At 64.8% G+C, this 26,544-nt stretch carries 18 protein-coding genes and 2 pseudogenes (1 of these 20 only partly in view); 11 read left to right on the top strand and 9 right to left on the bottom strand.

The genetic code is table 11. The features are described from left to right. Nucleotides 1-193 precede the first annotated feature (193 nt). Nucleotides 194-2,197 carry an excinuclease ABC subunit UvrB gene (uvrB, locus tag GE073_RS02730; RefSeq protein WP_153784645.1) on the top strand — a complete coding sequence of 668 codons (2,004 nt, stop codon included), beginning with the start codon at nucleotides 194-196 and terminating at the stop codon, nucleotides 2,195-2,197. A 103-nt stretch (nucleotides 2,198-2,300) separates the two neighbouring features. Beyond that, nucleotides 2,301-5,138 (top strand): annotated as a pseudogene (uvrA, locus tag GE073_RS02735) (excinuclease ABC subunit UvrA); the annotation flags it as partial. Between the two features lie 1,186 nt (nucleotides 5,139-6,324). Here the strand turns inward: uvrA and GE073_RS02740 are convergent. Next, on the bottom strand, nucleotides 6,325-7,944 hold the full coding sequence (locus GE073_RS02740; RefSeq protein ID WP_153782729.1) for a nitrite/sulfite reductase: 1,620 nt from the start codon (nucleotides 7,942-7,944) through the stop codon (nucleotides 6,325-6,327). Nucleotides 7,945-8,339: 395 nt separating this feature from the next. On the opposite strand from GE073_RS02740, the gene GE073_RS02745 reads away from it, so the two are divergent. Then, nucleotides 8,340-8,555 carry a hypothetical protein gene (locus GE073_RS02745; RefSeq protein WP_028597942.1) on the top strand — a complete coding sequence of 72 codons (216 nt, stop codon included), beginning with the start codon at nucleotides 8,340-8,342 and terminating at the stop codon, nucleotides 8,553-8,555. A gap of 122 nt (nucleotides 8,556-8,677) precedes the next feature. Here the strand turns inward: GE073_RS02745 and GE073_RS02750 are convergent, their stop codons facing one another. Continuing rightward, the gene (locus GE073_RS02750; RefSeq protein WP_028597941.1) at nucleotides 8,678-9,646 is read right to left on the bottom strand and encodes a sugar phosphate isomerase/epimerase family protein; all 969 of its coding nucleotides are present in this window, start codon (nucleotides 9,644-9,646) and stop codon (nucleotides 8,678-8,680) included. A gap of 148 nt (nucleotides 9,647-9,794) precedes the next feature. Between GE073_RS02750 and GE073_RS02755 the strand changes: the two genes are divergently transcribed. Continuing rightward, entirely contained in the window at nucleotides 9,795-10,466 is a 672-nt protein-coding gene (locus GE073_RS02755) for a PIG-L family deacetylase (protein WP_194843254.1), read from the top strand. A gap of 42 nt (nucleotides 10,467-10,508) precedes the next feature. Here GE073_RS02755 and GE073_RS25735 read toward each other — a convergent pair whose 3' ends face one another. The 3 genes from GE073_RS25735 to GE073_RS02765 are packed head-to-tail and all read right to left on the bottom strand — an operon-like array spanning nucleotide 10,509 to nucleotide 11,998. Then, the gene (locus GE073_RS25735; RefSeq protein ID WP_255309788.1) at nucleotides 10,509-10,631 is read right to left on the bottom strand and encodes a hypothetical protein; all 123 of its coding nucleotides are present in this window, start codon (nucleotides 10,629-10,631) and stop codon (nucleotides 10,509-10,511) included. Next, nucleotides 10,628-11,158 carry an accessory gene regulator B family protein gene (locus tag GE073_RS02760; protein ID WP_028597940.1) on the bottom strand — a complete coding sequence of 177 codons (531 nt, stop codon included), beginning with the start codon at nucleotides 11,156-11,158 and terminating at the stop codon, nucleotides 10,628-10,630. Before GE073_RS02760 ends, GE073_RS25735 begins: the two co-directional genes overlap by 4 nt. 15 nt (nucleotides 11,159-11,173) lie before the next feature. Beyond that, nucleotides 11,174-11,998: a hypothetical protein gene (locus GE073_RS02765; protein ID WP_153782731.1), complete on the bottom strand. Its 825-nt coding sequence runs from the start codon at nucleotides 11,996-11,998 to the stop codon at nucleotides 11,174-11,176. A gap of 444 nt (nucleotides 11,999-12,442) precedes the next feature. On the opposite strand from GE073_RS02765, the pseudogene serS reads away from it, so the two are divergent. Then, nucleotides 12,443-13,354, top strand: a pseudogene (gene serS / locus GE073_RS02770) (serine--tRNA ligase); the annotation flags it as partial. A 101-nt stretch (nucleotides 13,355-13,455) separates the two neighbouring features. On the opposite strand, the gene GE073_RS02775 reads toward serS, so the two are convergent. From GE073_RS02775 to GE073_RS02785, 3 genes are all read right to left on the bottom strand, one after another. Beyond that, nucleotides 13,456-14,319, bottom strand: coding sequence for an SDR family oxidoreductase (locus GE073_RS02775; RefSeq protein ID WP_043111030.1), 864 nt, complete (start codon nucleotides 14,317-14,319; stop codon nucleotides 13,456-13,458). Further along, nucleotides 14,316-15,518, bottom strand: a complete 1,203-nt coding sequence (gene uxuA, locus GE073_RS02780) for a mannonate dehydratase (protein WP_101808483.1) — start codon at nucleotides 15,516-15,518, stop codon at nucleotides 14,316-14,318. The genes GE073_RS02775 and uxuA overlap by 4 nt, the downstream gene beginning before the upstream one ends. Before the next feature lie 129 nt (nucleotides 15,519-15,647). Beyond that, the gene (locus GE073_RS02785; RefSeq protein WP_028597936.1) at nucleotides 15,648-16,337 is read right to left on the bottom strand and encodes a GntR family transcriptional regulator; all 690 of its coding nucleotides are present in this window, start codon (nucleotides 16,335-16,337) and stop codon (nucleotides 15,648-15,650) included. A 249-nt stretch (nucleotides 16,338-16,586) separates the two neighbouring features. On the opposite strand from GE073_RS02785, the gene GE073_RS02790 reads away from it, so the two are divergent. The 3 genes from GE073_RS02790 to GE073_RS02800 all read left to right on the top strand — a co-directional run bounded on the left by GE073_RS02790 (nucleotide 16,587) and on the right by GE073_RS02800 (nucleotide 21,613). Continuing rightward, nucleotides 16,587-19,154 (top strand): U32 family peptidase, encoded by a 2,568-nt coding sequence (locus GE073_RS02790; RefSeq protein ID WP_052333033.1) that lies wholly within the window; start codon nucleotides 16,587-16,589, stop codon nucleotides 19,152-19,154. Nucleotides 19,155-19,351: 197 nt separating this feature from the next. Further along, on the top strand, nucleotides 19,352-20,365 hold the full coding sequence (locus tag GE073_RS02795; RefSeq protein WP_228551244.1) for a nucleoside hydrolase: 1,014 nt from the start codon (nucleotides 19,352-19,354) through the stop codon (nucleotides 20,363-20,365). A gap of 72 nt (nucleotides 20,366-20,437) precedes the next feature. Further along, nucleotides 20,438-21,613 carry a stalk domain-containing protein gene (locus GE073_RS02800; protein ID WP_028597933.1) on the top strand — a complete coding sequence of 392 codons (1,176 nt, stop codon included), beginning with the start codon at nucleotides 20,438-20,440 and terminating at the stop codon, nucleotides 21,611-21,613. 94 nt (nucleotides 21,614-21,707) lie between these two features. Here the strand turns inward: GE073_RS02800 and GE073_RS02805 are convergent, their stop codons facing one another. Beyond that, on the bottom strand, nucleotides 21,708-22,355 hold the full coding sequence (locus GE073_RS02805) for a hypothetical protein (RefSeq protein WP_028597932.1): 648 nt from the start codon (nucleotides 22,353-22,355) through the stop codon (nucleotides 21,708-21,710). A gap of 201 nt (nucleotides 22,356-22,556) precedes the next feature. On the opposite strand from GE073_RS02805, the gene GE073_RS02810 reads away from it, so the two are divergent. The 3 genes from GE073_RS02810 to ligA form a co-directional block, all read left to right on the top strand. Continuing rightward, nucleotides 22,557-23,261 carry a geranylgeranylglyceryl/heptaprenylglyceryl phosphate synthase gene (locus GE073_RS02810; RefSeq protein WP_028597931.1) on the top strand — a complete coding sequence of 235 codons (705 nt, stop codon included), beginning with the start codon at nucleotides 22,557-22,559 and terminating at the stop codon, nucleotides 23,259-23,261. Between the two features lie 71 nt (nucleotides 23,262-23,332). Further along, complete coding sequence (gene pcrA / locus GE073_RS02815; RefSeq protein WP_153784646.1) at nucleotides 23,333-25,684, top strand: DNA helicase PcrA; 2,352 nt, start codon at nucleotides 23,333-23,335, stop codon at nucleotides 25,682-25,684. A 248-nt stretch (nucleotides 25,685-25,932) separates the two neighbouring features. Beyond that, nucleotides 25,933-26,544: the beginning of an NAD-dependent DNA ligase LigA gene (ligA, locus tag GE073_RS02820; RefSeq protein WP_153784647.1), read on the top strand. Its footprint extends 1,395 nt past the window's final position; the window shows 612 of its 2,007 coding nt (coding positions 1-612); it begins with the start codon at nucleotides 25,933-25,935; its stop codon lies beyond the right edge, outside the window.

Below are 26,544 nucleotides of genomic sequence, written 5' to 3' on the forward strand. Positions count from 1 at the left end.
ATGAGGGACGGGAACAGACATTCTTATCGAGGTCCCGCCTGCGGATTCGAGACGATTCCTCTTATTTATCGGCCGTTTTGGGCATACAGATAAATAGGGATTTACTCATATAATAATAGATTTCATTCGCGGAACCGGGACTTTGGGACCAGGACTTCCGCGTCATTCATCGAGGAAGAGGTGAGCCATGCCTATGGCCGAGAAGGCTCAGCAGCCCAAGCTTTTCCAGCTGAAGTCCGACTACACGCCGCAGGGCGACCAGCCGGGCGCGATCAGCCGGCTCGTCGAGGGCGTCCGCGAGGGACGCAAGCATCAGATCCTGCTCGGAGCGACCGGCACGGGCAAAACCTACACGATCGCCAACACGATCGCGCAGCTGAACCGGCCGACGCTCGTCATCGCCCACAACAAGACGCTCGCGGCGCAGCTGTGCAGCGAGTTCCAGGAGTTCTTCCCCGACAACGCCGTCTCCTACTTCGTCAGCTACTACGACTACTACCAGCCCGAAGCCTACCTCCCGTCGACCGACACCTACATCGAGAAGGATTCCAGCATCAACGACGAGATCGACAAGCTGCGCCACTCCGCGACCAGCTCGCTGTTCGAGCGCCGCGACGTCATCATCGTCGCCAGCGTGTCGTGCATCTACGGCCTCGGCTCGCCGTCGGAGTACGGCAGCCTCGTGCTGTCGCTGCGCAAGGGCATGGAGAAGGGCCGCGACGAGATCCTGCACAAGCTCGTCGACATCCAGTACCAGCGCAACGATATCAACTTCGTGCGCGGCACGTTCCGCGTGCGCGGCGACATCGTCGAGATCTTTCCCGTGGCGAACAACGAGCGGGCGATCCGCGTCGAGCTGTTCGGCGACGAGATCGAGCGCATCACGGAGATCGACGTGCTGACCGGCGAGATCGTCGGCGAGCGCGACCATGTCGCGATCTTCCCGGCGTCCCACTTCGTCACCCACGAGGACAAGATGAAGATCGCGCTCGTCAACATCGAGCGGGAGCTGGAGGAGCGGCTCGCCGAGCTGCGGGAGAACGGCAAGCTGCTGGAGGCGCAGCGGCTGGAGCAGCGGACGCGCTACGACATCGAGATGATGCAGGAGATGGGCTTCTGCTCCGGCATCGAGAACTACTCCGGGCCGCTCACGTTCCGCGAGCGCGGCGCCACGCCGTATACGCTCATGGACTATTTCCCCGACGACATGCTGATCGTCATCGACGAGTCCCATGTGACGCTGCCGCAGGTGCGCGCCATGTACAACGGCGACCGCGCGCGCAAGGAGGTGCTCGTGGAGCACGGCTTCCGGCTGCCGTCGGCGATGGACAACCGGCCGCTCAAGTTCGAGGAGTTCGAGGCCAAGGACAAGCAGACGATCTACGTCTCGGCGACGCCGGGGCCGTACGAGCTGGAGACGTCGCCGCATGAGCCGGTGCAGCAGATCATCCGACCGACCGGCCTGCTCGATCCGATCATCGAGGTGCGCCCGACCAAGGGCCAGATCGACGACCTGCTCGGCGAGATCCGCGACTGCATCGCCAAGGACGAGCGCGTGCTCGTCACGACCCTGACCAAGAAGATGTCCGAGGACCTGACCGACTATTTCAAGGAAGTCGGCATCAAGGTGCGCTACCTGCACTCCGACATCAAGACGCTGGAGCGGATGGCGATCCTGCGCGACCTGCGCGTCGGCACGTTCCATGTGCTCGTCGGCATCAACCTGCTGCGCGAAGGGCTCGACCTGCCCGAGGTGTCGCTCGTCGCGATCCTCGACGCCGACAAGGAAGGCTTCCTGCGCTCGGAGCGCTCGCTCATCCAGACGATCGGCCGCGCGGCGCGCAACTCCGAGGGGCGGGTCATCATGTACGGCGACAAGATCACCGACTCCATGGAGCGGGCGATTTCCGAGACGCAGCGCCGCCGCGCCATCCAGGAGGCGTACAACGAGAAGCACGGCATCACGCCGCAGACGATCCGCAAGCGGATCCATGAGGTGATCGAGGCGACCAAGTCGGCGGAGTCCAAGTCAGGCGTGCTCGACGGCATCTCCGGCGGCAAGCTGACCAAGAAGGAGCGCCAGCAAGTCATCAACCGCCTGGAGGCGGAGATGAAGGAAGCGGCCAAGAGCCTGCAGTTCGAGCGGGCGGCGGAGCTGCGCGACGCGCTGCTCGAGCTGCGGGCGGAGGAAGGCTGAGGCGGCCCGCCCGACATTCGGAGCAGGCGTTTTGGCCCGGCATAGATACAGGTAAGGCCCGGGCGTTCCGGGCCTTCCATTTTCGATAGGGAGGAACCCCACTGTGGCAAGCGATCGGATCGAGATCAAGGGCGCCCGAGCCCACAACCTGAAAAACATCGACGTCACCATCCCGCGCGACAAGTTCGTTGTGCTGACCGGCCTGAGCGGCTCCGGCAAGTCGTCGCTCGCCTTCGACACGATCTACGCCGAAGGCCAGCGCCGCTACGTCGAGTCGCTGTCGGCCTATGCCCGACAATTCCTCGGCCAGATGGAGAAGCCCGACGTCGACTCCATCGAGGGGCTGAGTCCCGCCATCTCCATCGACCAGAAGACGACGAGCCGCAACCCGCGCTCGACCGTCGGCACGGTGACGGAGATCTACGACTATCTGCGCCTGCTGTTCGCCCGCATCGGCAAGCCGCACTGCCCGGAGCACGGCATCGAGATCACGTCGCAGACCGTCGAGCAGATGGTCGACCGCATCCTGGAGTATCCGGAGCGGACGCGGCTGCAGGTCCTCGCGCCGATCGTCAGCGGACGCAAGGGCGAGCACAGCAAGCTGCTGCAGGACATCCAGAAGCAGGGCTTCGTGCGCGTGCGCGTGGACGGCGAGCTGCGCGAACTGAGCGAGAGCATCGAGCTCGAGAAGAACAAGAAGCACAGCATCGAGGTCGTCGTCGACCGGATCGTCGTCAAGGACGACGTGCGCGTCCGGCTGGCCGACTCGCTCGAGACGGCGCTCAAGCTGTCCGAGGGACAGGTCATCGTCGACGTCATCGACCAGGAGGAGCTGCTGTTCAGCTCCAATCTGGCCTGCCCGGTATGCGGCTTCAGCATCGACGAGCTGTCGCCGCGCATGTTCTCGTTCAACAGCCCGTTCGGCGCCTGCCCCGACTGCGACGGGCTCGGCGCCAAAATGATCGTCGACCCGGACCTGCTCATCCACGACAGCTCCAAGACGATCGCCGGCGGCGCCTTCGAGGCGTGGGCGGGCAGCACGTCCAACTACTACCCTCAGTTCATGGCGTCCGTCTGCAAGCACTACGGCATCCCGCTGGACGTTCCCGTCCGCGAGCTGACGGACGAGCAGATGAAAAAGCTGCTGTACGGCACCGGCGGGGAGAAGGTCCGCTTCCAGTACGAGAACGACTTCGGCTTCCGCAAGGAGGCGTACGTGCCGTTCGAGGGCGTCGTCAACAACCTCGCCCGCCGCTACCGCGATACGGCGTCCGACTCGATGCGGGAGTACATCGAGGAGTACATGAGCGCCAAGCCTTGCGGCACCTGCAAAGGCCATCGCCTCAAGAAGGAAAGCCTCGCCGTCACCGTCGGCGGCCGAAACATCGCCTACGCGACCTCGCTGTCGATCGGCGATGCCAAGGACTTTTTCGAGGGACTCGACCTGAGCGAGAAGGACCGCATGATCTCCAACCTGATCCTCAAGGAGATCAACAGCCGGCTCGGCTTCCTCGTCAACGTCGGCTTGAACTACCTGACGATGGCCCGCGCGGCCGGCACGCTGTCCGGCGGAGAGGCGCAGCGCATCCGGCTCGCCACGCAGATCGGCTCCAGCCTGATGGGCGTCCTCTACATCCTGGACGAGCCGAGCATCGGCCTGCACCAGCGCGACAACGACCGGCTGATCGGCACGCTGGAGCATATGCGTAACCTCGGCAACACGCTCATCGTCGTCGAGCATGACGAGGATACGATGCTCGCCGCCGACTACATCATCGACATCGGGCCGGGCGCCGGCATCCACGGCGGACACATCATCGCGCAGGGGACGCCGCAGGAGGTCATGGCCGACGAGAACTCGCTCACCGGCCAGTACCTGAGCGGGCGCAAGTTCATCGCCGTGCCGGAGCAGCGCCGTCCGGTCGGGGACAAGTGGCTGGAAATCCGCGGCGCGCGCGAGAACAACCTGAGGGGCGTCAACGTCAAGATTCCGATCGGCGTGTTCACCGCCGTCACCGGCGTCTCGGGCTCCGGCAAGTCGACGCTCGTCAACGAGATCCTGTACAAGACGCTGGCCCGCGACCTCAACCGGGCCAAGGTTCGTCCCGGCGAGCACAAGGAGATCCGCGGCCTCGAGCAGGTGGACAAGGTCATCGACATCGACCAATCGCCGATCGGCCGCACGCCGCGCTCCAACCCGGCGACGTACACCGGCGTGTTCGACGACATCCGCGACGTGTTCGCCTCGACCACCGAGGCCAAGGTGCGCGGCTACAAGAAGGGCCGCTTCAGCTTCAACATCAAGGGCGGCCGCTGCGAGGCCTGCCGCGGGGACGGCATCATCAAGATCGAGATGCACTTCCTGCCGGACGTCTACGTCCCGTGCGAGATCTGCAAGGGCAAGCGGTACAACCGCGAGACGCTGGAGGTCAAGTACAAGGGCAAGAGCATCTCGGACGTGCTCGACATGACGATCGAGGATGCGACCGACTTCTTCCGCAACCTGCCGAAGATCCACCGCAAGCTGCAGACGCTGCTCGACGTCGGCCTCGGCTACATGAACATGGGCCAGCCGGCGACGACGCTGTCCGGCGGCGAGGCGCAGCGCGTCAAGCTGGCTTCCGAGCTGTACCGCCGCAGCACCGGCCGCACGTTCTACATCCTCGACGAGCCGACGACCGGCCTGCATATGGACGACGTCGACCGGCTGCTGCTCGTCCTGCACCGGCTCGTCGACTCCGGCGAGTCCGTGCTCGTCATCGAGCATAGCCTCGACGTCATCAAGACGGCCGACTACCTGATCGACCTCGGTCCCGAGGGCGGCAGCGGCGGCGGCATGATCGTCGGCACCGGCACGCCGGAGCAGCTCGTGCAGGTCGAGGGCTCGTACACGGGCAAATACCTCGGGCCGGTGCTCGAGCGCGACCGCGCCCGCACGCAGGAAGCGCGCGCCCGCGCGGAGGCGCTCCAAGCCGCGGCCGAGGTCGGCGCAGCGGCCGAGCCGGCGGCGGAGGCGGCGCCGGCCGCAGCCTCTGCGGCTGCCGGCGCCAAGCGCGGCCGTCCGCGCAAGCCCGCCGGCGACGCTTCCGCGCCTGGCGGAGCTTCCTTGGCGGCGGAGAGCAGCGCCGCCTACGCCGCGGACGCCGCCGCGCCCAAGAAGCGCGGCCGCAAGCCCAAAGGCTCCGGCGGCGCCTGACGCCGGCGAGCCTTCCGGCTGAGCTTGGCCTCCAGCCTTCCGGCGCGGCGCGCGGGCTGCCGGCTCCCGGCCAGCCCAAGTCCCGGCGGCTGCGGCTGTCAAGCAGCGGTTCCGCTCAGCCCGGAGTTCTGAGCATTTGGGTCTGCCTCAGCTTTACAAGCCTGCGCATCCTGTGGATGGATGCGCAGGCTTTTTATTTTTGGCGAGCAGCGAGCTGGCGCCTGCGGGGTTCTGGCGACGCTGGCTGTTCCGCGCCGACTTTTGCAGATTGAGCGGGCAATTTTAGATTCAAAGCTCTAACGACGGCTGGTGGGCTTAGAAGCTCAATATCCTGTCTTTCTGGAAGCGAACGACGAATCAGACGCTTAGCCGGCAGAATGGGGCGGCATATCTCCGAAAACGGGTCGAATTCTGCGGCTGACAATCTGAAAAATCGTTAGCTGAGCGGATAGAGCCAAAATGGCCTTGTAAGCGTCTGGCACGTCGTTAGCTTTTGACCAACTGCAACGCCATCTGGCTCAGGATGCTCTGGAATGTCCGAAAAACCGATTGGCTAGCGGAGAGAGGCGGGAAGCGGAGGGATGGAGGGCTCCTGGAGAAGCGGCAGCGGTTCCCTTGAAGGCCGGATTCCTTCCGCTAACGGAAAGGGAGATCAGAGGAATCTGGGCTTCAGCGGAATCGGAAGGAGTCTCCATCCTCGGAGCGGCTTTCGCGGACGCGCCCCCTGCAACTGATCGTCTTCGGCAACCGCCGCGCAGCAGTCCGCCACGCAGCAGTCCGCCACGCAGCAGTCCGCCACGCAGCAGTCCGCCACGCAGCAGTCCGCCGCGCAGCACTCCTCCACACAGCCCAACGCTGCGCAGCAACCCTGCCACGACAAAAAAAGCCCGGCCCTCGAAAGGGCCGAGCTCAATTTCCAACACGAATTCGTTCAGCCGGCCGCCTTCGCCGCCAGCAGCTCGGTCAGCTTCTCCTGGAACGCCGGCACGCCGACGCGCAGAACATAGGCATGGAACGTCTCGCCGCTTTCGCGGCCTTGCTTGTAGAACTCGATCAGCCCCGCGAGCACGGCCGGCACGTCGTCGCCCTTGACGCGGCCCTTGAGCGGCTTGTTCAGCACGGCGCCCGGGCCGAGGATGCCGCCGACGGCGATGTCGAACGCGTCGACCATGCCTTCCGGCGTCTTGACGAGCGAGCCTTGCAGGCCGATGTCCGCGATATGCTTCTGGCCGCAGCCGTTCGGGCAGCCGATGAAGTGGATGCGGATCTTCTCGTCGAGCTGCACGTGCTCGTCCAGGTACTCGGCGACGCGGCGGGCGCGCTCCTTGGTCTCGACGATGGCGAGGTTGCAGAACTCGTTGCCGGTGCAGCTGACCGTACGGCTCATGAACGGCTTCGGATCCGGCGTCAGCCGCTGGAACACCGGAGCGGCCAGCGCGGCTTCCAGATCCTCGTCCTTGACGCCCGTGATGATGATGTTCTGGGACATCGTCGTGCGGATCTTGCCCTCGCCGTATTGCTCGGCGATGTCGCACAGCTGCTCCAGCTCATCCGAGTTCGTGCGGCCGACCGGCACGTTGAGGCCGATGTAGTTGCGGCCGTCCTTCTGCTTGTGCACGCCGTCGAAGTAAGCGGCCTGCCAGCCGACCGTCTTGCTGATGCCCTTGGACGGCATGTCGCCGATCAGCTTGAGCAGCTCTTCCTGGAACTTCTCCGGTCCCCAGTCCGCCACGAGGAACTTGAGGCGCGCGTGATGGCGCTTCTCGCGGTAGCCATGGTCGCGGAACAGCGTCGTGACGCCGACGGCGACCTTGAGCGCTTCCTCCGGACGGACGAAGATGTCGAGCTCCTTGGCCAAGTAGGGCTTGGCGCTCAGACCGCCGCCGACCCAGGCGTGGAAGCCGATGACTTCCTCGCCGTCGATTTCCTTGACCGCCGGGGTGAAGGCCAGGTCGTTGATCTCCGCGTGCGCGTTGTTGTAGATGTTGGCAGAGATGGACATCTTGTATTTGCGGGGCAGGTTGGAAAAGTCGCGGTTCATGAGGAAGAAATCGTTCACTTCCTCCACGAGCGCCGTCGTATCCATCAGCTCGTCCTTGTCGATGCCCTGCAGCGGGTTGCCGACAATCGTGCGCGGGCAGTCGCCGCAGGACTCGTAGCTGTACAGGCCGACCTCCTCGAGCCGCTTGAAGATGTCCGGCATGTGCTCGATGCGCAGCCAGTGGTACTGGATCGCCTGGCGCGTCGTCACGTCGATCAGCCCGCGGCCGTAGTCGCGGCCGATCGAGGCGAGCGCGCGCGCCTGCGCCGACGTCAGCACGCCGGAGTTGATGCGGATGCGCATCATGAAGTAGCCGTCGCGCGGCTTCTGCTCGTAGACGCCGGCCCATTTGAAGCGGTTCATATCGTCTTCGGGAATGGAGTCGTATCCTTCCAGCGCATACTTCTCTATGATCGTGCGGATGACGTCGAGGCCGTCCTTCTCGATCTTCCACAGCTCCATTTTATTCAGCTTGGACGGATCGTTCATCCAGGGCGTTTCGTAAGCCATGATCTTGAACCTCCCGGTCTAGTGGTGCCTGCATCAATTCCGATAAAAAAGGTGTGATTATGCTAATTCGATCGTACCATACCGGCGTAGAAATGGGAACAACGCGCGCGATGCATGCTATAACGATTGCTGATGCAGGCGATCGGCTTTTTTTATAAACGCCAGGAATAGGAACATCGACTCTGTCGCAACCTATATGGTGACAAAATTGTGGCAAAGCGGTTACAGAGCGAAAACATCTTGCATCCTGTCCGCCTAAAAGATACCATAGTCTTATATGTAGCCATAGAGGGGGACCCCCCTTCGAGGAGGGATCGCCAAGCCTCGGAAGGCTCGCGCCGCGTCCGGTCGGAAGCGGTCTCAACCAGCACTTTAATCCGGGAGGTTAGCACCCCATGTTCCTTGCAGCAGAAGAACTAGAAGCAACAAGCAGCACGTTCAACACCTTCGACATCTTCATGGTCATCTTCACCATCCTCATCGCCCTCGGCCTGGTGCGTCTCGTCGCGCAGAAGAAGAAGAACATCTTCGCCATCGGCTGGACGGCCGCTTGCCTGCTCGTATTCCTCATCGTCGACTTCTTCATGGTCAAGATCTGGATGGGCATCTAGGCTTCACAGCCGTACATACCGGCTCCCGCGGCAGGGCGTCCTGTCCGGACGCGAGCTCGACCCCGCAAAAAAAAGCTTCCCCGCGCTCGCTGGAGCCGGGGAAGCTTTTTTCATCTTGGGCCTTACACCCACCACATCTCGCCGAGCGGCTCGCGGATGAGCACTTGCTGCAGGTTGGCGACCGCTTTGCTGAAGCCTTCCTCGACGCTCATCAGGCCGTCCTCATGCTCGATGCTGACGACATAGTCGTAGCCGACCAGACGCAGCGCGCTGATGATGTCCGCCCATACCTTGAGGTCGTGGCCGAAGCCGACGGAGCGGAACTGCCAGGCGCGGTCGAGCATCTGCGTGTAGGACTGCATGTCCGTCACGCCGTGCTTGTTGACGTTGATCGGGTCGATCGTCGTGTCCTTGGCGTGGAAGTGATGGATCGCGCCTTCGCGGCCAAGAATATGGATGGCCTGGACCGGATCGATGCCTTGCCACCACATGTGGCTCGGATCGAGGTTGGCGCCGATCGCCTTGCCCGTCGCTTCGCGCAGGCGCAGCATCGTCGCCGGCGTGTGGACGGAGAAGCCGCCGTGCAGCTCGAGGCCGATCTTGACGCCGGCCGCTTCGGAGATGCCGTTGATCTCGCTCCAGTACGGGATGACCTTCTGCTCCCACTGCCACTTGAGCACGTCCTGGAAGTCGTTCGGCCAAGGCGCGACCGGCCAGTTCGGATACTTCGCGTCCTCGTGGTCGCCGGGCAGGCCGGAGAACGTATTGACGACCGGCACTTCGAGCCGGTTCGCCAGCTCGATCGTCTTGCGGATGATCGTGTCATGCTCCGTCGAAATGGCTTTTTGCGGGTGCAGCGGGTTGCCGTGGCAGCTCAGCGCGGAGATGATGAGGCCGCGCGATTCGACCGCCTGCTTGAAGGCGCGGCGCTTGCCGTCGTCGGCGAGCAGCTCGTCCAGATCCAGATGCGGGCTGCCGGGATAGTTGCCGGTGCCGATTTCCAATGCGTCCAGCCCTTTGGCTGCGATGTAGTCGAGCGATTCCTCGAACGATTTCTGAGCGAACAGAACCGAAAATACGCCAAGCTTCATAAGTGGAAAACCTCCCGATCGGGTGATGGTAGCGCTATCGTTTCAAACGAGTTCATTATATCACGCCCGCGTCGGTGCATTCATCCACAGAAGCGGGTTGCGGCAAAATCGCATAAAAAGTGGACAAAGAAAGCGGAGGGATTTGGAGATGGACGGAATGAAAACGCCGGTTGCGCTGCTACTGGCGCATCCGGATGACGAGGCGTTCCTGGCGGCGGCGCTGTGCCGCCGGCTGGCCGAGCGGGGAGAGCCGGCCGTCCTGCTGACGGCGACTCGGGGCGATGCCGGCAAAAGGGGGAGCGAGCTGGCCGCTGCTCTCGGCCGGAGGCTCGGCGAGATTCGGGAGCAGGAGCTCGCGGATGCGGCGGCCATCCTCGGCATCCGCGAGGTCGGACATCTGGGCTATCCGGACGGCAGGCTGGCCGCAGCGGACGAGCGGGAAGCGGTCGAGCGGGCGGCGCAGTGGCTGGCGGTCCGGCGGCCGTCGACGCTCGTCACCTTTCCGCCGGATGGCGGCAACGGCCATCCGGATCATCGGGCGATCTCGCGGATCGGAACGCGGCTCGTCCGGGAGCGGCGCGTGCCGGGACTGGACCGACTCGTCTATATCGGCTCCGAGACGCTGGCGCAGGAGGGCCGCAAGGAAGCGCTGGCGCTAGATACGAAGGCCGTCTGGCCGGCCAAGGCGGCCGCGTTGGCGGCGCATCGCTCGCAGCGGGACACGATCTCGGCCTACTTCGGCGATCTGTCGGAAGCGCCGGAGGCATGGCGGTTCGAACGCTTTTATCTCGCTTGGGAGGACGGGCGGGAGTGGCCATGAAAAGAAAAACGGCCTCGCTCGAAGCGAGGCCTGAAGGCAAGGCTATTTTCTCAGCTCCGGCGGCAGGGGCCGGGCGCCTACATTGAGTTTCTCCATGATCGAAAAAATCATTGCGCTCGTGCTTAGAAAAGCGATCATCCAGGCGGCCGCGGTCCGCTTCTTCATCGGTCCTCACCTCCTTTCCGAACGGGGAGCAAGGTCAGGGCCTGGGCGGCGAGGACAAGGGCGAAAAGCTCGGAGGAGAGCGCAAGATTCGCAGCTGCGAGCAGGACGGCAACGGCTTTGAACCATGGGCGAAGGCGGCGGGGCAAGCGCGTCGTCTCGGGGGCGGATGCCGGAGCAAGGAGGAGGAAGATCGCGAGCGCCCAAACCGTAAGCGCAGAAGCCGTCGGCGCGGCCAGCTCGAACCAAGGGATGGCGGCGTAAAGGGCGGCCGAGGCGAGGGCGCAAGCCCCGAGCGACTTGAAATGGAAGCCTCCGGTAAACAGACGCGTCAGATTGAACAGAAGCATGGCCGTCAGCGTCTGGGCCAGCTCCCCGGTCAAGAGGCCGAACGCCAGCGCCAGGAGGACCGTTGCCGCTAGGTTCAAGTATACGCCAAGCGCATAGGCGAGCACTTCGGCGCGCATCTTGCTTTCCGGAGAGTGCCGGATCAATCGGTCGGCGAACGCGATTGACCATTTCTCCAGCATGGCCTCACCCCTTGCTCATCTCTTTTTGTCCGTCTGGTCGAACAGGATCAGCATCGTGAACAGGACGATCAGCGAAATGGCATAGGAAAAATAGATCCATCCGTTCAAGGTCAAATAAAGCGTGAACATGATGTTGATCAGGTTGGCGGCGAGCGCGAGAGTCAGCTTTTCGTAGCGGGGAGAGAAATAAAGGATCCTCTCCTGGAAGTCATGCGGAGCCTGCGGCATGAATCGATAGCCTCGCTTGCCCAGACGGAGAGCGCAGGCGATCAGCAGGCAGGAAGCATCCGTAAGAAGCTGCAGGGCGAAGACGAATCCCGTATTATGGCTGGCGATGGCATCAGGCAAGAAATCGAATCGGGTGAGCAGGACATAGATGGTGAACTGCAGCGGCAGGAAGACCATGAGGCCGGAAGATACGATGATCATCGACCAAAATAGTCTGAATTTTAAGACAAGAACAAAAAAAAGCGCGGAGAGAGCGGTCTGCGCCAGCAAATCGAAGACGGACCAGTTCATGACCATCCGATTCAGGTAGGAGAGCAGCGAAGCAAGCACGGCAACAAGGACGAGGGTCGGACCCGCCTTGAGGACAGGAATGCGGAAGAGAGCGGCCGCAACAACCAGAAGGGCGAATACATCCATGAAGCCGAATAGAAGATAAAGAACATGATCCAACATGTACGTCAGGCACCTGCGCTTCCGATGAAGGGATGGGCCGGCCGAAGCCGCGCCAAGAATGCCTCCAGTATAACAAGGGATGGAAGGGCTGACTATCAAAAAGGTTAGAATTAATTTACAAAGAATGCCTTTTACTATTTCTGGATCCACATGGTTCAAAGGTGCATTCGATGATTTCTGAATGACAATCGCTGAAATTAAACGCAACTTACGAAAATATTGCGGCTGGATAGATTTAACGCGGTGAAAATGTAAAGCGAAGCATGCCTGGGCGAATCGGGTTGATGGCTGTATCGTCCTGTGCTATAGTGGTTCAAACTCCATTCGCCATCATGCCGATGAAGGGAATCCAACCCGGAGGCGCACTCGTCAAGAAAGCGGCCGCTTTCCTAAGCTTGCCGGCACCGCCCGTTACCGCGGAACCAAAGGGGATGGAATGCGCCGCATTCCGTCAAATTGGGTGGCACCGCGAGTCGTAAAGCGCTCCTCGTCCCAAGCGGACTGGGCGCTTTTTGTGTTTTCATCCACTACGGCAAGCGGAAAGGAAGCGAAGGACGATGCTGGATCTGGCCTGGATCAGGGAGCATGAAGAGGAAGTTCGCGAGGCGGGGCGCTCCGCCGGAATTCGGCTTCGAGCCGCTGGACCACGTCGAGCTGGCCGAGCGGCACGGGCTGGCCGATTTTGCCCGCGGGGCGAAGACGGCCGGCTCGAGAAGCTACTACTTGACGGGCATGGGAGCCCTGCTGCATCGGGCGGTGCAGCAGCTGGCCGTCGACCGGCTGCTCGCGGCCGGCTTCGAGCTGCTGGAGGTGCCGGTCATGCTGCGCGGCGGCGCGTTCGAGCAGACGGGCTTTTTCCCGGCCGGCGAGGATCAGGTGTATGCGCTCGCCGGGGAGGACTTGAGGCTGGCCGGCACGGCGGAGGTGCCGCTCGTCGCTTATTACGCCGGGGAAGTGCTGGAGCTGGACCGGCCGATCCGGCTCGCCGCCGCCTCGGCCTGCTTCCGCAGCGAGGCCGGCTCGGCCGGACGCGATACGCGCGGGCTGTACCGCGTCCATCAGTTCGCCAAGGTCGAGCAGGTCGTGCTTTGCCGGGCGGATCTCGGCGAAGCGGAGGCGCTGCTGCAGGAAATAACCGGACACGCCGCCTCGCTGCTCGAGGCGCTGGAGCTGCCGCATCGCGTCATGGCCGTCTGCGCCGGAGACATGTCGGCCAAGACGTACAAGCAATACGACCTCGAGACGTGGATGCCTGGGCGCAAAGCCTACGGCGAGACCCATTCGTCGTCGCTGCTGCTCGACTACCAAGCGCGTCGCGCCGGCATCCGCTACCGCGAGGCGGACGGCAGCCTGAAGCATGCCTACACGCTCAACAACACCGCGGTCGCGTCGCCCCGCATTCTCGTCCCGCTGCTGGAGAACCATCAGCAGGAGGACGGCTCGATCGCCATCCCGGCGGCGCTGCGCCCTTATTTGGGCGGCCGCGCCAAGCTGGAGGCTCCAGCCCGGAGCTAGCGGATGGAGCCTCCACATCCGCATTCCCTGCCGCGCCTAAAGGCGTCGCGACAAAAAGCCCGTTTCGGCCGATGCCGAAACGGGCTTCTGGCGATGGCGCGCTACACCCCGGAGTAGGCGGAGAAGCCGCCGTCCACCGGCACGGTAATGCCGGTGACGAACGCCGCGGCGTCGTCGTCGAGCAGCCAGAGCAGCGTCCCGAGCAGATCGTCCGGCTTGCCGAAGCGGCGCATCGGCGTATGCGAGATGATCTTGAGGGACCGCTCGGTGAGCGATCCGTCCTCGGCGCGCAGCAGCCGGGCATTTTGCGCCGTCTCGAAAAAGCCCGGCGCGATCGCGTTGACGCGGATGCCGGTCTCGGCGAAATGCACGGCCAGCCACTTCGTGAAGTTCTCGATGGCCGCCTTGGCCGCGCTGTACGCAGGAACCTTGGTCATCGGGGAGGGGGCGCTCATGGAGCTGATGTTGAGGATGCTGCCGCCTCTCTCCAGCATGCCGCGGGCGAATATCTGCGTCGGCAGCAGCGAGCCCATGAAGTTGAGGTCGAGCACATGGCGGAATCCCGCAGGATCCAGCGAAAAGAAGCTCTGGAAGCCGTCCCGCTCCAGATCGCCGGGCTGGAACGTCTCCGCGCCGGTAATCGCGCTCGGATGGTTGCCGCCGGCGCCGTTGACGAGGATGTCGGGCCGGCCGAGCTCGCGCTCGACCTGCTCGGCCGCCGCCTCGACGCTGGCGCGGTCGGTGACGTCGCAGCGGACGGCGACCGCGCGGCCGCCGGCCTCGCGGATCTCACGGGCGACGTCCTCGCAGCGCTCCAGCGTGCGCCCGAGCACGGCGACCGCCGTGCCCTGGCGGCCGAGCTCCAGCGCCATCGCCCGGCAGAGCACGCCGGAGCCGCCGGTGACGACGGCGACCTTGCCGCTCAGGGACGGCCGCAGCAGCTGCTCGCGGTTGCCTGCGCTCATGGGCGCGCCTCCTCTCGGCCGGCCGGGGCTGCCTCGCCGGCGGCCGCCGCCTCGCTCGCGGCGACAGCGGCCGGACGCTCGCGGCGCAGCGGCGGCTCGGCATGGCCCGCCGCTCCGGCCAAGCCGCGGGCGAGCGGGCCCCGCTGGCGCTCCAGCGCGTCCCACAGCCCCCACAGGTACATGATGCCCATCGCGCGGTCGTACAGCCCGTAGCCCGGACGGACCTGCTCCGCCCACAGATGGCGCCCGTGGTCCGGACGGGCGTAGCCCGTGAAGCCGACGTCATGATACGCCTGCACGATGCCGGCGATGTCGACCGTGCCGTCCTGCGTCCGATGCGACGTCTCGATGAAGTCGCCGTTGTCGTACACCCGCACGTTGCGGATATGGCAGAACGGGATGCGGTCCGCGAACTCGCGCACCATCGCCGGGATGTCGTTCGCCGGATTCGCGCCGAGCGAGCCGCTGCACAGCGTCACGCCGTTCGCCGGGCTGTCGTGCAGCGCCAGGAAGCGGCGCAGATTATCCTGCGACGTAATGATGCGCGGCAGGCCGAAGATCGGCCACGGCGGATCGTCCGGGTGGATCGCCATGCGGATGCCGTGCTGCTCCGCGACCGGGATGATCTCGTCCAGGAAATATTTCGCATGCTCGAACAGATCGTCCTCCGTCACGCCTCGGTACGCTTCGAATAGCGAGGATAACGCTTTCAATCGCTCCGGCTCCCAGCCGGGCATCGTCAGCGTCGAGTCGGACTCGATCTCGCGCACGAGCTCGGCGGGGTCGATGTCGCGCACGCGCGCGGCCTCGTAGAACAGCGCCGTCGAGCCGTCGTCCATAAGCCGGCCGAGGTCGGTGCGCAGCCAGTCGAACACCGGCATGTAGTTGTAGCAGATGACCTCGACGCCGACCTGCGCGAGCTTTTCGATCGTGCGCTTGTAGTTCGCGATCCAGCGGTCGCGCGACGGCAGGCCGAGCTTGATGTCCTCGTGGATGTTGACGCTTTCGACCACCTTGATATGCAGCCCGGCCGCATCTGCGGCGCGCTTCACCTCCAGAATCTTCTCCATCGGCCACTCTTCTCCGGCCGGCACGTCGTGCAGTGCCCAGACGATGCCTTCGACGCCGGGAATTTGCCGGATCTGCTCCAGCGACACCGTATCGTTGCCTGCTCCGAACCAGCGGAATACCATTTTCACCGCTATCGTCGCCCCTCTCCCCTGAAAGTCGGCAGGATCGGCTCCTGCCGGTTGCTTGTTGCGGCCAAGCGTCTAGCGCCAAGCGTCAAGCGAAGCGGCCCGGCGTTCCGGACCGGCCGCCGCGGCTGGCTACATCCGGAAATAGTCCGGGTAAAGCTCCGCGAGCCGCGCCCGGTCGAGCCGCACGAGCTGCAGATGCTCGCGCATGACGCGCTCCGCGCGTTCCGGCGCGCGCTCGCGGATCGCCTGCAGGATCGCGCGATGCTGCTCCAGCAGATGCCGCCAGTCCGGGTCGGCCGCCAGCCGCAGCCGGCGGCTGCGGTTCAGATGCACGCCGGCCGAGCCGATGACGGACCAGGTATGGCTTTTGCCGCAGGCGGCGAACAGCCGGGCATGGAACTCCTCGTCGAGCCGGAACATGCGGCTGCCGTCCTGCCCGTCGTCGAGGCAGCTCTGCTGCAGCAGCAGGTTGGCCTCGAGCTCGGCCAGGCTGACCGGATCGAGGCCGTCCGCCGCCGCGAGCCGCACGACCGCCGCCTCCAGCTGCTCGCGCAGGAAGCGCGCTTCCTCGACGAGATGGGCGTCGATGCGGCTGACGTACGTGCCGCGCTGCGGATAGATGTCCAGCAGCCCCTCCTGCGCGAGCCGGACGAAGCATTCGCGCACCGGCGTGCGGCTGACGCCGAAGCGCAGCGAGACGTCCTTTTCGCTGATGGCCGTTCCCGGCGGCAGCTCCAGCGACAGGATCTCCGCGCGCAGCCGGCGGTACGCCGCCTCTCGGGCGGAAGCGGGGCTGGCAGATGGCGTCGCTCCGGACATGGGACCTCACCTCCTTATATTCGGTACGAACTGCGGTCAATCTCGCCTTCATCCTACCATACTTGTATGGCAGTTGGGAAGCGCCGCGGCCGGCCTGAAGTTGCCAGCGGTCGAATCCCCGCGAAGGCTTGGTCAACCGGCGGCCACTCTGCTACACTAGCAGTATGCGGGCCGCTTCCGGCGGCCATGCTGGAACCAAGGCGCTATTATAGTAGAAGCAAGTACGAGATATGGAGGCTTATTATAGGCATGACCTTACCGATACAAGCACAAGCGGAGCCGTCCGCAGCAGCCCTCCGGAGCGTGCAACGGCAAGACATCGAGCTGCTCGCCCCGGCAGGCGATTGGGACTGCATGCGGGCCGCCGTCGCCAACGGCGCGGACGCGATCTTTTTCGGCGTCGAGAAATTCAATGCGCGGGCGCGCGCCAACAACTTCCGCATGGACGAGCTGCCGGAAATCATGGGCTTCCTGCACCGCTACGGCGTCAAGGGCTTCCTGACGTTCAACATCCTCGTATTCGAGGACGAGCTGCGGGACGCCAAGGCGCTCATCGACGCCTGCATCGACGCGGGCGTGGACGCGGTCATCGTGCAGGATCTCGGCCTCGTGAAGCTGATCCGCGAGATCTCGCCCGACTTTCCGATCCACGGCTCCACGCAGATGACGATCACCTCGCCCGAGGCGGTCGAGTTCACCAAGCCGTTCGACCTCGAGCGCGTCGTGCTCGGTCGGGAGAACAACCTTAAGCAGATCCGCAAGATCGGCGAGCAGGCCAAGCTGCCGATGGAGGTGTTCGTGCATGGCGCGCTGTGCGTCAGCTACTCCGGCCAGTGCCTCACCTCGGAAATGTGGGGCGGGCGCTCCGCCAACCGCGGCGAGTGCGCGCAGGCCTGCCGCCTGCCGTACGACCTGATGGTCGACGGCGAGCAGAAGCCGATGGGCGACATCGCCTATCTGCTCTCGCCCAAGGACCTGGCGGCCATCGACCTCGTGCCGGAGCTGATCGAGGCGGGCGTCACCTCCTTCAAGATCGAAGGCCGCCTGAAGACGCCGGAGTACGTCGCCAACGTCGTCTCCAAGTACCGCAAGGCGATCGACGCCTACTTCGACGGCGACCGCAGCGGCCCGACGCGGGAGGAGATCCGCGAGCTGGAGCAGAGCTTCTCGCGCGGCTTCACGCACGGCTTTCTGGACGGCACCAACAACAAGAAGCTCGTCGACGGCTCCTTCCCCAAAAGCCGCGGCGTCTACCTCGGTCGCGTGGAGCGCGTGCTGCGCGACGGCGTCGTCTGCCGCATCGAGGCTCCGCTCAAGCGCGGAGACGGCATCGTGTTCGACGCCGGCGACCCGACGCAAAAGGAAGAGGGCGGCCGCGTCTACGACATCCGCCGCCAGGGCGTCAAGATCGAGGGCGAAGCCGCCGAAGGCGTCGTCATCGACATCGTGCCGGGGCGCAATGACGTCAACCTGCAGCGCGTGAAGGCCGGCGACCGCATCTGGAAGACGAGCGATCCGGCGCTGGACCGCCGCCTGCGCGCGACGTTCGAGACCGACAAGCCGTATCGCGTCTTCCCGCTCGCGCTGCGCGTCGAAGGCCGCGAGGGCGAGCCGCTGCGCACCTGGTGGACGGACGTGCAAAAGGGCAACACCGTGCAGGTCGACAGCGAGCTGCCGCTGGAGAAGGCGCTCAAGCGGCCGATGGACCGCCAACTGCTGGAGGATCAGCTCGGCCGCCTCGGCGGCACGCTGTTCCAGCTCGACCTGCTGGAGGTGGAGCTGGAGGGCGAGCTGATCGTGCCGGTGCGCGAGCTGAACCGGCTGCGCCGCGAGGCGGTCGAGCGGCTCGACGGCGAGCGGCCCAAGCCGCCGGTCTACGTCAAGCGCGAAGCCGATCCGCTGGCCGGCTCGCGCTCGCCGGAGCAGGCGGCCGCCGCTCCGGCCGCGCCCGGCGAGGCGCGCCTGACGGCGCTCTGCCGCACGCTCGAGCAGGTGCGCGCCGCCTGCGAGACCGACGTCGCGATGATCTACGCCGACTTCGAGTTCATCAAGCAGTTCCCGGCGGCGATCGAGACGGCCCGCGCGGCGGGCAAGCCGATCGCGCTGGCGACGCCGCGCATCCATATGCCGGGGGAGAACGGCTACCACGCCAACATCCTGAAGCTGAAGCCCGACGCGGTGCTCGTGCGCAACACCGGCGCGCTTTATTACTACCTGAAGGCGCGGATGGAGCGTCCGGGCGAGCCGTTCCCGCAGCTGATCGGCGACTTCTCGCTCAACGTCGCCAACCACAAGGCGGTCGAGCTGTTCCGCGAGGCCGGCTGCGACGTCTTGACGCCGTCCTATGACCTCAACATCCAGCAGATGGTCGACCTGCTCGGCCGCACGGCGGAGCCGGAGGCGCTGGAGGTCGTCCTCCACCAGCATCTGCCGATGTTCCATACCGAACATTGCGTCTACTGCACGTTCATCAGCGAAGGCACCGACTTCACCAACTGCGGCCGTCCGTGCGAGGAGCATGACATCAGCCTGCAGGATCGGATCGGCATGAGCCATCCGGTACGCGTGGACGAGGGCTGCCGCAACACGGTGTACAACGCCATCGAGCAGTCCGGCGCCGAATACGTCAAGAACTTCCTCGAGCTCGGGGTGCGCTCCTACCGCATCGAGTTTCTCGAGGAGCCGGCCGAAAAGGTCGGCGAGGTGCTGCGGCTGTACCGCGACGCCCTCGACGGCCGCATCAGCGGCACGCAGGTGTGGCGGAGCCTCAAGGCGACCAACCAGCTCGGCGTGACCCGCGGCCAGCTGGCGAAGTGATTCCGGCCGTCCCTCATCCGCCTTGAGCGGAGGGACGGCTTCGTTCCCCGGTTCCCGATGGGAGGCCGGGGAGCTTTTTTTGCGCCTGCGGCAGTCCGCAGGCAACAAGCGCAACAAGCGCAACAAGCGCAACAAGCGCAACAAGACAAACAATCGCAACAAGTCCGACCAACAAGCCGAAACAGGAGCTGGAGCCCATGAACCCGATGAACCTTTCCGAAAGTAATTTCAACCGCACCCATCCCCGCCCGCTGCCGATGATCATCGACGCCGATACCGGCATCGACGATGCGCTCGCCATCCTCTATGCGGTCAAGTCGCCGCTCATCTCGCTGGAGGCGATCGGCACCTGCTTCGGCAACATCGGCGTGGAGCAGGCGACGGACAATACGCTGCGGCTGCTGAAGCTCGCCGGCGCGGAAGGACGCGTGCCGGTCTACGCCGGCGCGGACAAAGCGCTCGCGCGCGAATTCCCCGGCGCCAAGAGCGACGTGCACGGCGAGAACGGCATCGGCGGCGCCGTGCTGCCGCCGTCGTCGCAGCAAGCGGAGGCGGAGCATGCGGCAGACTATTATGTGCGCATCGCGAACGAGCGCCCGGGCGAGCTGACGCTCGTGCTGACCGGCCGCATGACCAACCTCGCGCTCGCGCTGCAAAAGGATCCCGGCATCGCCTCCAAGCTGAGGAGCGTCGTCGTCATGGGCGGAGCCGCGCTCGTGCCGGGCAACATCACGCCGGCCGCCGAGGCGAACTTCTGGGGCGACCCCGAGGCGGCGCAGGTGCTGTTCGCGGCGGGCCTGCCGCTGACCGTCGTCGGCCTCGACGTGACGCTGCAGACGCTGCTGACGCGAGACGACCTCGACCGGCTGGAGCGCCAGGGAGGCGAGGAGGGCCTTCCGGTCGCCCGCTTCCTGCACGACTGCTTCGGCATCTACTTCGACTTCTACGGCCGCGTCAACGACTTCAAGGACAGCTGCCCGCTGCATGATCCGCTCGCCGTCATCGCGGCGGTCCGTCCCGAGCTGGTGACGAGCCGCACGCTGCTCGCCTCGATCGCCTGCGGCGATCCGCTGACCGCCGGCATGGTCGTCACCGACCGGCGGGTCAAGCCAAGCGTCGGCCATCCCGTCTCGTTCGCGCTCGAGGTGGACGCGCCTGCCGTCGTGGAGGAGCTGCTCTCCGTCTTTAAGGCTTCCGACCCCGTTCAATAGTCTGGTTACAGATCGTCGCATATGGTATTATCTTCCCATGTCATTTGATAGAGTCATAGGGGGATAAAGAAAATGAAACGATGGACATGGCTGGCTGTCGCAGCCGTCGCCTTCCTGCTGGCGCTTGCGGCGCCGGGACAGGCTGGCGCAGAGGAAACGGCCGGCGCGCTCCGCTTCACGATCGAAAAGAAGGAGCTGGTCGTCGGCGAAAAGACGCCGGTGCAGGTTCAGGCTCCGGACGGCTACGGCCAAATCCGCAAGGTGCCGCTGTCCGAGGCGGATGTCGTGATCGAGAAGCCTTATCTGCTGCAGAAGCTGCCGGACGGCACGATGAAGGCGCTGGCGGTCGGCGAGACGGACGTGACGGCGAGCTGGGGCGAGGAGAAGCTGACGCTGCGCGTGTCCATTTCGGCGGATTACTACATCGGCGGCGGCGTTCAGCTCAAGGGCGTCATGTACTTGCCGATCAAGGCCTTTTTCGCGGAGCTCGGGGCGCAGGTGACCTACCTCGATGCCTCCAAGACGTTCCAGGTCAAGCTCGGCAACGATTCCATCCAGCTGCAGAAGGGCAGCGCGACCGCGGTCGTGAACGGCGCGAAGACCGCGATGGCCGGGCCCGTGCAGACGTACGGCGACGCGGCCGTATTCCCGGCTTCCCTGCTGCGCTCGGCGATCGGGGCCAATCTCGAATGGAACTCCGACTACCAGTACATGACGGTATGGCAGGGCAAGGCCGACCTGGCGATCTCGACGCCGCAGACGGAGCAGATCGTCAAGAAAGAGAAGCTCGGCACCTTGACCAAGCTGATCGGCAAAAGCTACTGGGTCAACAACTTCGACAGCAAGTACCGGTTCAAGAAAGTGGCGATCTACGACATCAGGCCGGATGACGACGGCGGATTTACGGTCGTGTTCAAGCTGGCGTCGACCGGCGAGCTGCTCCATACGGCCTTCACGAGCGCCGAGGCGATCCGCTCCAACCTGGCCAGCAGCGACCAGTTCCTGACGGCCGATCCGCGCAAGACGTACAAGTGGTCGAACGCGGTGTGGGACAAGATCGCCAGCGGGAAGATCAGCATCGGCATGACCAAGGAGCAGGTCAAGATGAGCTGGGGCAGCCCGTCCCATACGAGCAGCGCGTACGCCGGCAGCATCTCCGTGGAGACGTGGAGATACGGCTCCTACACGAGCAATTGGCTGCAATACGTCGTGTTCACGAACGGCAAGGTCAGCCAGATCTACTCCTAAGCGGGGTGCTGCTTTCACCAACGCCAAAAAAGCTTCCCATCCGTTCTTCGCGAACGGATGGGAAGCTTTTTGCTCGTTCCATGGCTGGCATCGCTCAAATCTTCGGCTCCTTGTCGTAGCCCGGCAGGTCGAAGTCGGTGTTGTTGAGCTCGCGGAACAGGTTCGTGTCTTCGATGAAAGCCCGCGTCTCGGGCGTGCCGAGCGAATGGATCGTCCTGTAGAGGTCGTTGACCGAGCTCTGGAACCTCTTCTGCGTCGGGCTGCGGTCGTTGGACTTATAGGGAATCGCCGCCACGAGCGAGCTGACGTCGTCCGTCGACTCCATCTCGCCGAGCAGGATCTCCAGCTTCTCCAGCTCCTCCGGCGTGGCGAGGATCTCCAGCTGGTCCGTGTTGGAGCGGTCATGCTCGATCGTCTTGGACGTGATGGAGATGAAATAAGGGCGTCGGGTTCCGTCCGGCGTCAGCTCTTTCCCGCTCGGCACGCGTCGTCTGTCCGGCTCCTCTTCCTCATCGGCGGGAGGGTCCTGGTGGACAGGGCCGTCGCCGCCCTTGACCGCCGGCGGATGCACCGTTCCTTCGGCTTCCACGACGCCTTGCGGCTCATGGCCGCTATGCGGCTTGCCGTCCGTCGCCGCCGGCCCGGTCCGTCCCTCCGCGCGGCTCAGCTCCTGCTTGGCCCGCTGCTCGTCCAGGATCGCTCCGGCTTCCGTCTCTACAGCGCTTGCGTTCGGTTTATGCATGCTCGATTCCTCCTTCGGCCTGAGCGGCCGGTTCGTCGATTGTCGTATCCACCCTTACCAACGAGGCGCCTGCTTTGAAACAGGCTCCGGCCCTTGCATGCAGCCCGCTCCAGGCTCGCGCGCCGGCTTGCGTTGACACCGCGGAGGCCCTTGTCTAGACTGGAAAAACAGACTTCGCGACAGACGGGAGAGAAGGCGGTTATGACGGAAGCGATGGAGGGCTGGCGGCATGTGTTCAAGCTCGATCCGGACCGCGGGCTCGGGCAGCGGGAGCTGGACGCCGTGCTGGCTTCCGGCACGGACGCGATCCTGGTCGGCGGCTCGAGCGGCCTCACCTATGACAACACCGCGGCGCTGCTCGAGCGGCTCGCCGCCGCTCCGATGCCGGTGGCGCTGGAGGTGACGCGTCCGGAGCTGGCGATGCCCGGCTTCGACGCCTATCTCGTCCCGGTCGTGCTCAACACGCCGGACGGGAGCTGGATCACCGGGCGCCAGGCGCAGGCGCTGGAGGAGTGGGGCGGCCTCATTCCTTGGGACAAAACATGGGCGGAAGGCTACCTCATCCTCAACCCGGATTGCGAGGCGGCCAAGGTGAGCGGGGCGGACGCCTCGCTCACGGAGCTGCAGGCGGCCGCCTATGCGCGGCTTGCCGACCGGCTGCTGCGGCTGCCGCTGCTGTATGTGGAGTACAGCGGCCGCTTCGGCGACATGGCGCTGCTGCGGCGGGTCAAGCGGGCGCTGTCCGGCGCCCGGCTCGTCTACGGCGGCGGCATCGACGGGCCGGAGCGCGCGGCCGAGGCCGCGCGGATCGCGTCGACCGTCGTCGTCGGCAACGTGCTGTACGCCGATCCGGAGGCCGCTTTGGCGACGGTGGCGGCGGTGCGGGAAACCGTTCCAGCCGATTGACACGGCTGGCCTCGTTGCCCTAGACTGAAAGAAGCGAACACAAGGCGAACAAGGAGATCAACTTACCTATGATGATGAATCCGATAGGCATCGAAGAGGCGGTGGCCAAGCTCAACCCGCCGCAGCGCGAGGCGGTGCAGGCGACCGACGGGCCGCTCCTGATCATGGCCGGCGCCGGCTCGGGCAAGACGCGCGTCCTGACGCACCGCATCGCCTGGCTGATCGAGAAGCGGCGCGTGGCGCCGTGGAGCATCCTGGCGATCACGTTCACCAACAAGGCCGCCCGCGAGATGCGCGACCGCGTGTCCAAGCTCGTCGGACCTTCCGGCAGCGACATCTGGGTGTCGACGTTCCACTCCATGTGCGTGCGCATCCTGCGCAAGGACATCGACCGGATCGGCTTCACCTCCAACTTCTCGATCCTCGACTCCGGCGACCAGCTGTCGGTCATCCGCGGCTGCATGAAGGACCTCAACCTCGACACCAAGAAGTTCGAGCCCAAGGCGGTGCAGTCCGTCATCAGCAGCGCCAAGAACGAGCTGATCGATCCGGCGCGCTTCGAGCAGAAGGCCGGCGCCGACTACTTCAACAAAGTCGTCTCCGACGTCTACAAGATGTACCAGAAGCGGCTGCGCAGCAACAACTCGCTCGACTTCGATGACCTCATCATGAGCACGATCCAGCTGTTCCAGGACGTGCCCGAGGTGCTCGACTTCTACCAAAACAAGTTCCGCTACCTGCATGTCGACGAGTACCAGGATACGAACCGCGCCCAGTACATGCTTTGCCGCATGCTGGCCGACAAGCATCACAACATCTGCGTCGTCGGCGACAGCGACCAGTCGATCTACCGCTGGCGCGGAGCGGACATCACCAACATCCTCAACTTTGAGGAGGACTACCCGGAGGCGCGCACGATCCTGCTGGAGCAGAACTACCGCTCCACCTCCAACATCCTGAACGCGGCGAACGCGGTCATCGGCCAGAACACCGGGCGCAAGGACAAGCGGCTCTGGACCGAGCGCGGCGCCGGCGACAGCATCACGCTGTACCAGGCCGAGTCCGAGCATGACGAGGGCTACTTCGTCACGGGCGAGATCCGCTCGGGCCGGAACGGCGGGCGCAACTATTCCGACCACGCGATCCTGTACCGGACGAACGCCCAGTCGCGCGTCATCGAGGAGATCCTCATCAAGTCGGACATCCCGTACCAGATCGTCGGCGGCATCAAGTTCTACGACCGCAAGGAGATCAAGGACCTGCTCGGCTACCTGCGGCTCGTCTCCAACCCGGACGACGACATCAGCCTGGAGCGCATCATCAACGTGCCCAAGCGCGGCATCGGCGACACGACCGTCGCCAAGCTCGCCGAGGAGGCGGGCCGGCGCGGGACGTCCATCTACCAGGTGCTCGGCGACCTGAACGGCGTCGAGATCAACGGGCGCACCCGCTCCTTGCTGGAGTCGTTCCGCTCGATGATCTCCAGCCTCGAGGCGATGCGCGACTACCTGTCCGTCACCGAGCTGACCGAGAAGGTGCTGGAGCTGTCGGAGTACACGATGGAGCTGCACCGGGAGAACACGCTCGAGTCCAAGGCCCGCATCGAGAACATCGAGGAGTTCCTGTCCGTCACGCAGGAGTTCGAGCAGCGCAACGACGACAAGTCGCTCGTCTCGTTCCTGACCGACCTCGCGCTCATCGCCGACATCGATTCGGTCGACAAGGACGACGCTCCGGCGGACGCGGTCATCCTCATGACGATGCACAGCGCCAAGGGACTGGAGTTCCCGGTCGTCTTCATCATCGGCTGCGAGGAGGGCGTCTTCCCGCATAGCCGAGCCTTCACCGACAACGAGGAGCTCGAGGAGGAAAGGCGCCTCGCCTACGTCGGCATCACGCGCGCCGAGCAGCGGCTGTTCCTGACCTGCGCCCGCATGCGCACGCTGTTCGGCCGCACGAGCAGCAACCCTCCGTCCCGCTTCCTCAAGGAGATCCCGGACGAAGTCAAAGAGATCGCCTCGCCCGGCCGCACGATCGGCGGCGGCGGGCGGTACGGCGGCGCTGCCGGCGGAGCCGGAGGCTTCGGCTACCGCGGCGGCAGCTCCGCAGGCGCCTCCGCGCCGGCCTACGGCTCCGGCGCTTCGCGCTACGGACGCCCGGCCGGGTCCCCCGCGGCCGGCTCCGCCGCAGGCGGCAGCAGCGTGCGGGTCAGCACGCCGGGCGCTCCTGCTGCGGGCATCGGCGACGCAGCCCGCAGCTTCGTCGCCGGCGACAAGGTCTCCCACAAGAAATGGGGAGTCGGAACGATCGTGTCGGTCAAGGGGGCCGGCAACGACACGGAGATCCAGATCGCCTTTCCGGCGCCGACCGGCCTCAAGAAGCTGCTCGCCAGCTTCGCGCCGGTCGAGAAGGTCGACGGCTGATCCTGCACTCATCCCCTAGCTAGGCCTGTCCATATTCATACGGCATCGTATCCGTGCCCGGGTTCTGAACGGTTCAGCGCCCGGGCACGGTTGCATCCGCAGCCGTTGGTATAGACTGGTAAAGAAGCCTGCTTCACAGCCGATATCATGATTTATTTTTTCGACGAAGGACGGGATGACGAGTGGACAACCGCACGGAGCAGCAGGAGGAGCTCAAGGCAGGAGCAGACCCTGCGGCCATCGAGCGCATGCACGAGCTCGCCGGAGAGCTTGCCGTACATAACTACAACTACTATACGCTCGACAAGCCGGTCATCAGCGACGCGGAGTACGACCGGCTCTACGACGAGCTGCTCCGGCTGGAGCAGGAGAGCGGCGTCGTGCTGCCGGAGTCGCCCTCGCTGCGCGTCGGCGGGGACGTGCTCAAGGGCTTCGAGCCGCATCGCCACCGCGCGCGCCTCTGGAGCCTCGACAAAGCCAAGGACGAAGAGGGCGTCCGAGCCTGGAATCAGCGGCTGCTGCGGGCGATCGGCGACTACAACGCCAAGCATCCCGACGAGGAGCCGCTGCCGGATCCGGCCTACGTCGTCGAGCTGAAGTTCGACGGCCTGACGCTCAACCTGACCTACGAAGGCGGACAGCTGGTGCAGGCGGCGACGCGCGGCAACGGCACGGTCGGCGAGAGCATCCTGGCGCAGGTCAAGACGATCCGTTCGATTCCGCTGACGATTCCGTACCGGGACGGGCTGATCGAGGTGCAGGGCGAGGGGATGATGTTCCTGTCCGTGCTGGAGGCGTACAACAGGACGGCGCCCGAGCCGCTCAAAAACGCCCGCAACGGCGCGGCCGGAGCGCTGCGC

The sequence above is a fragment of the Paenibacillus sp. B01 genome (assembly GCF_009649995.1).
Taxonomy (GTDB): Bacteria; Bacillota; Bacilli; order Paenibacillales; family Paenibacillaceae; genus Paenibacillus_O; species Paenibacillus_O pasadenensis.

Bases quoted from the DNA above. Each gene is read 5' to 3' on its own strand.
- uvrB (WP_153784645.1), top strand. From the start codon at position 194: ATGGCCGAGAAGGCTCAGCAGCCCAAGCTTTTCCAGCTGAAGTCCGAC.
- GE073_RS02740 (WP_153782729.1), bottom strand. From the start codon at position 7,944: ATGGCTTACGAAACGCCCTGGATGAACGATCCGTCCAAGCTGAATAAA.
- GE073_RS02745 (WP_028597942.1), top strand. From the start codon at position 8,340: ATGTTCCTTGCAGCAGAAGAACTAGAAGCAACAAGCAGCACGTTCAAC.
- GE073_RS02750 (WP_028597941.1), bottom strand. From the start codon at position 9,646: ATGAAGCTTGGCGTATTTTCGGTTCTGTTCGCTCAGAAATCGTTCGAG.
- GE073_RS02755 (WP_194843254.1), top strand. From the start codon at position 9,795: ATGGACGGAATGAAAACGCCGGTTGCGCTGCTACTGGCGCATCCGGAT.
- GE073_RS25735 (WP_255309788.1), bottom strand. From the start codon at position 10,631: ATGAAGAAGCGGACCGCGGCCGCCTGGATGATCGCTTTTCTAAGCACG.
- GE073_RS02760 (WP_028597940.1), bottom strand. From the start codon at position 11,158: ATGCTGGAGAAATGGTCAATCGCGTTCGCCGACCGATTGATCCGGCAC.
- GE073_RS02775 (WP_043111030.1), bottom strand. From the start codon at position 14,319: ATGAGCGCAGGCAACCGCGAGCAGCTGCTGCGGCCGTCCCTGAGCGGC.
- GE073_RS02785 (WP_028597936.1), bottom strand. From the start codon at position 16,337: ATGTCCGGAGCGACGCCATCTGCCAGCCCCGCTTCCGCCCGAGAGGCG.
- GE073_RS02790 (WP_052333033.1), top strand. From the start codon at position 16,587: ATGACCTTACCGATACAAGCACAAGCGGAGCCGTCCGCAGCAGCCCTC.
- GE073_RS02795 (WP_228551244.1), top strand. From the start codon at position 19,352: ATGAACCCGATGAACCTTTCCGAAAGTAATTTCAACCGCACCCATCCC.
- GE073_RS02800 (WP_028597933.1), top strand. From the start codon at position 20,438: ATGAAACGATGGACATGGCTGGCTGTCGCAGCCGTCGCCTTCCTGCTG.
- GE073_RS02805 (WP_028597932.1), bottom strand. From the start codon at position 22,355: ATGCATAAACCGAACGCAAGCGCTGTAGAGACGGAAGCCGGAGCGATC.
- GE073_RS02810 (WP_028597931.1), top strand. From the start codon at position 22,557: ATGACGGAAGCGATGGAGGGCTGGCGGCATGTGTTCAAGCTCGATCCG.
- pcrA (WP_153784646.1), top strand. From the start codon at position 23,333: ATGATGAATCCGATAGGCATCGAAGAGGCGGTGGCCAAGCTCAACCCG.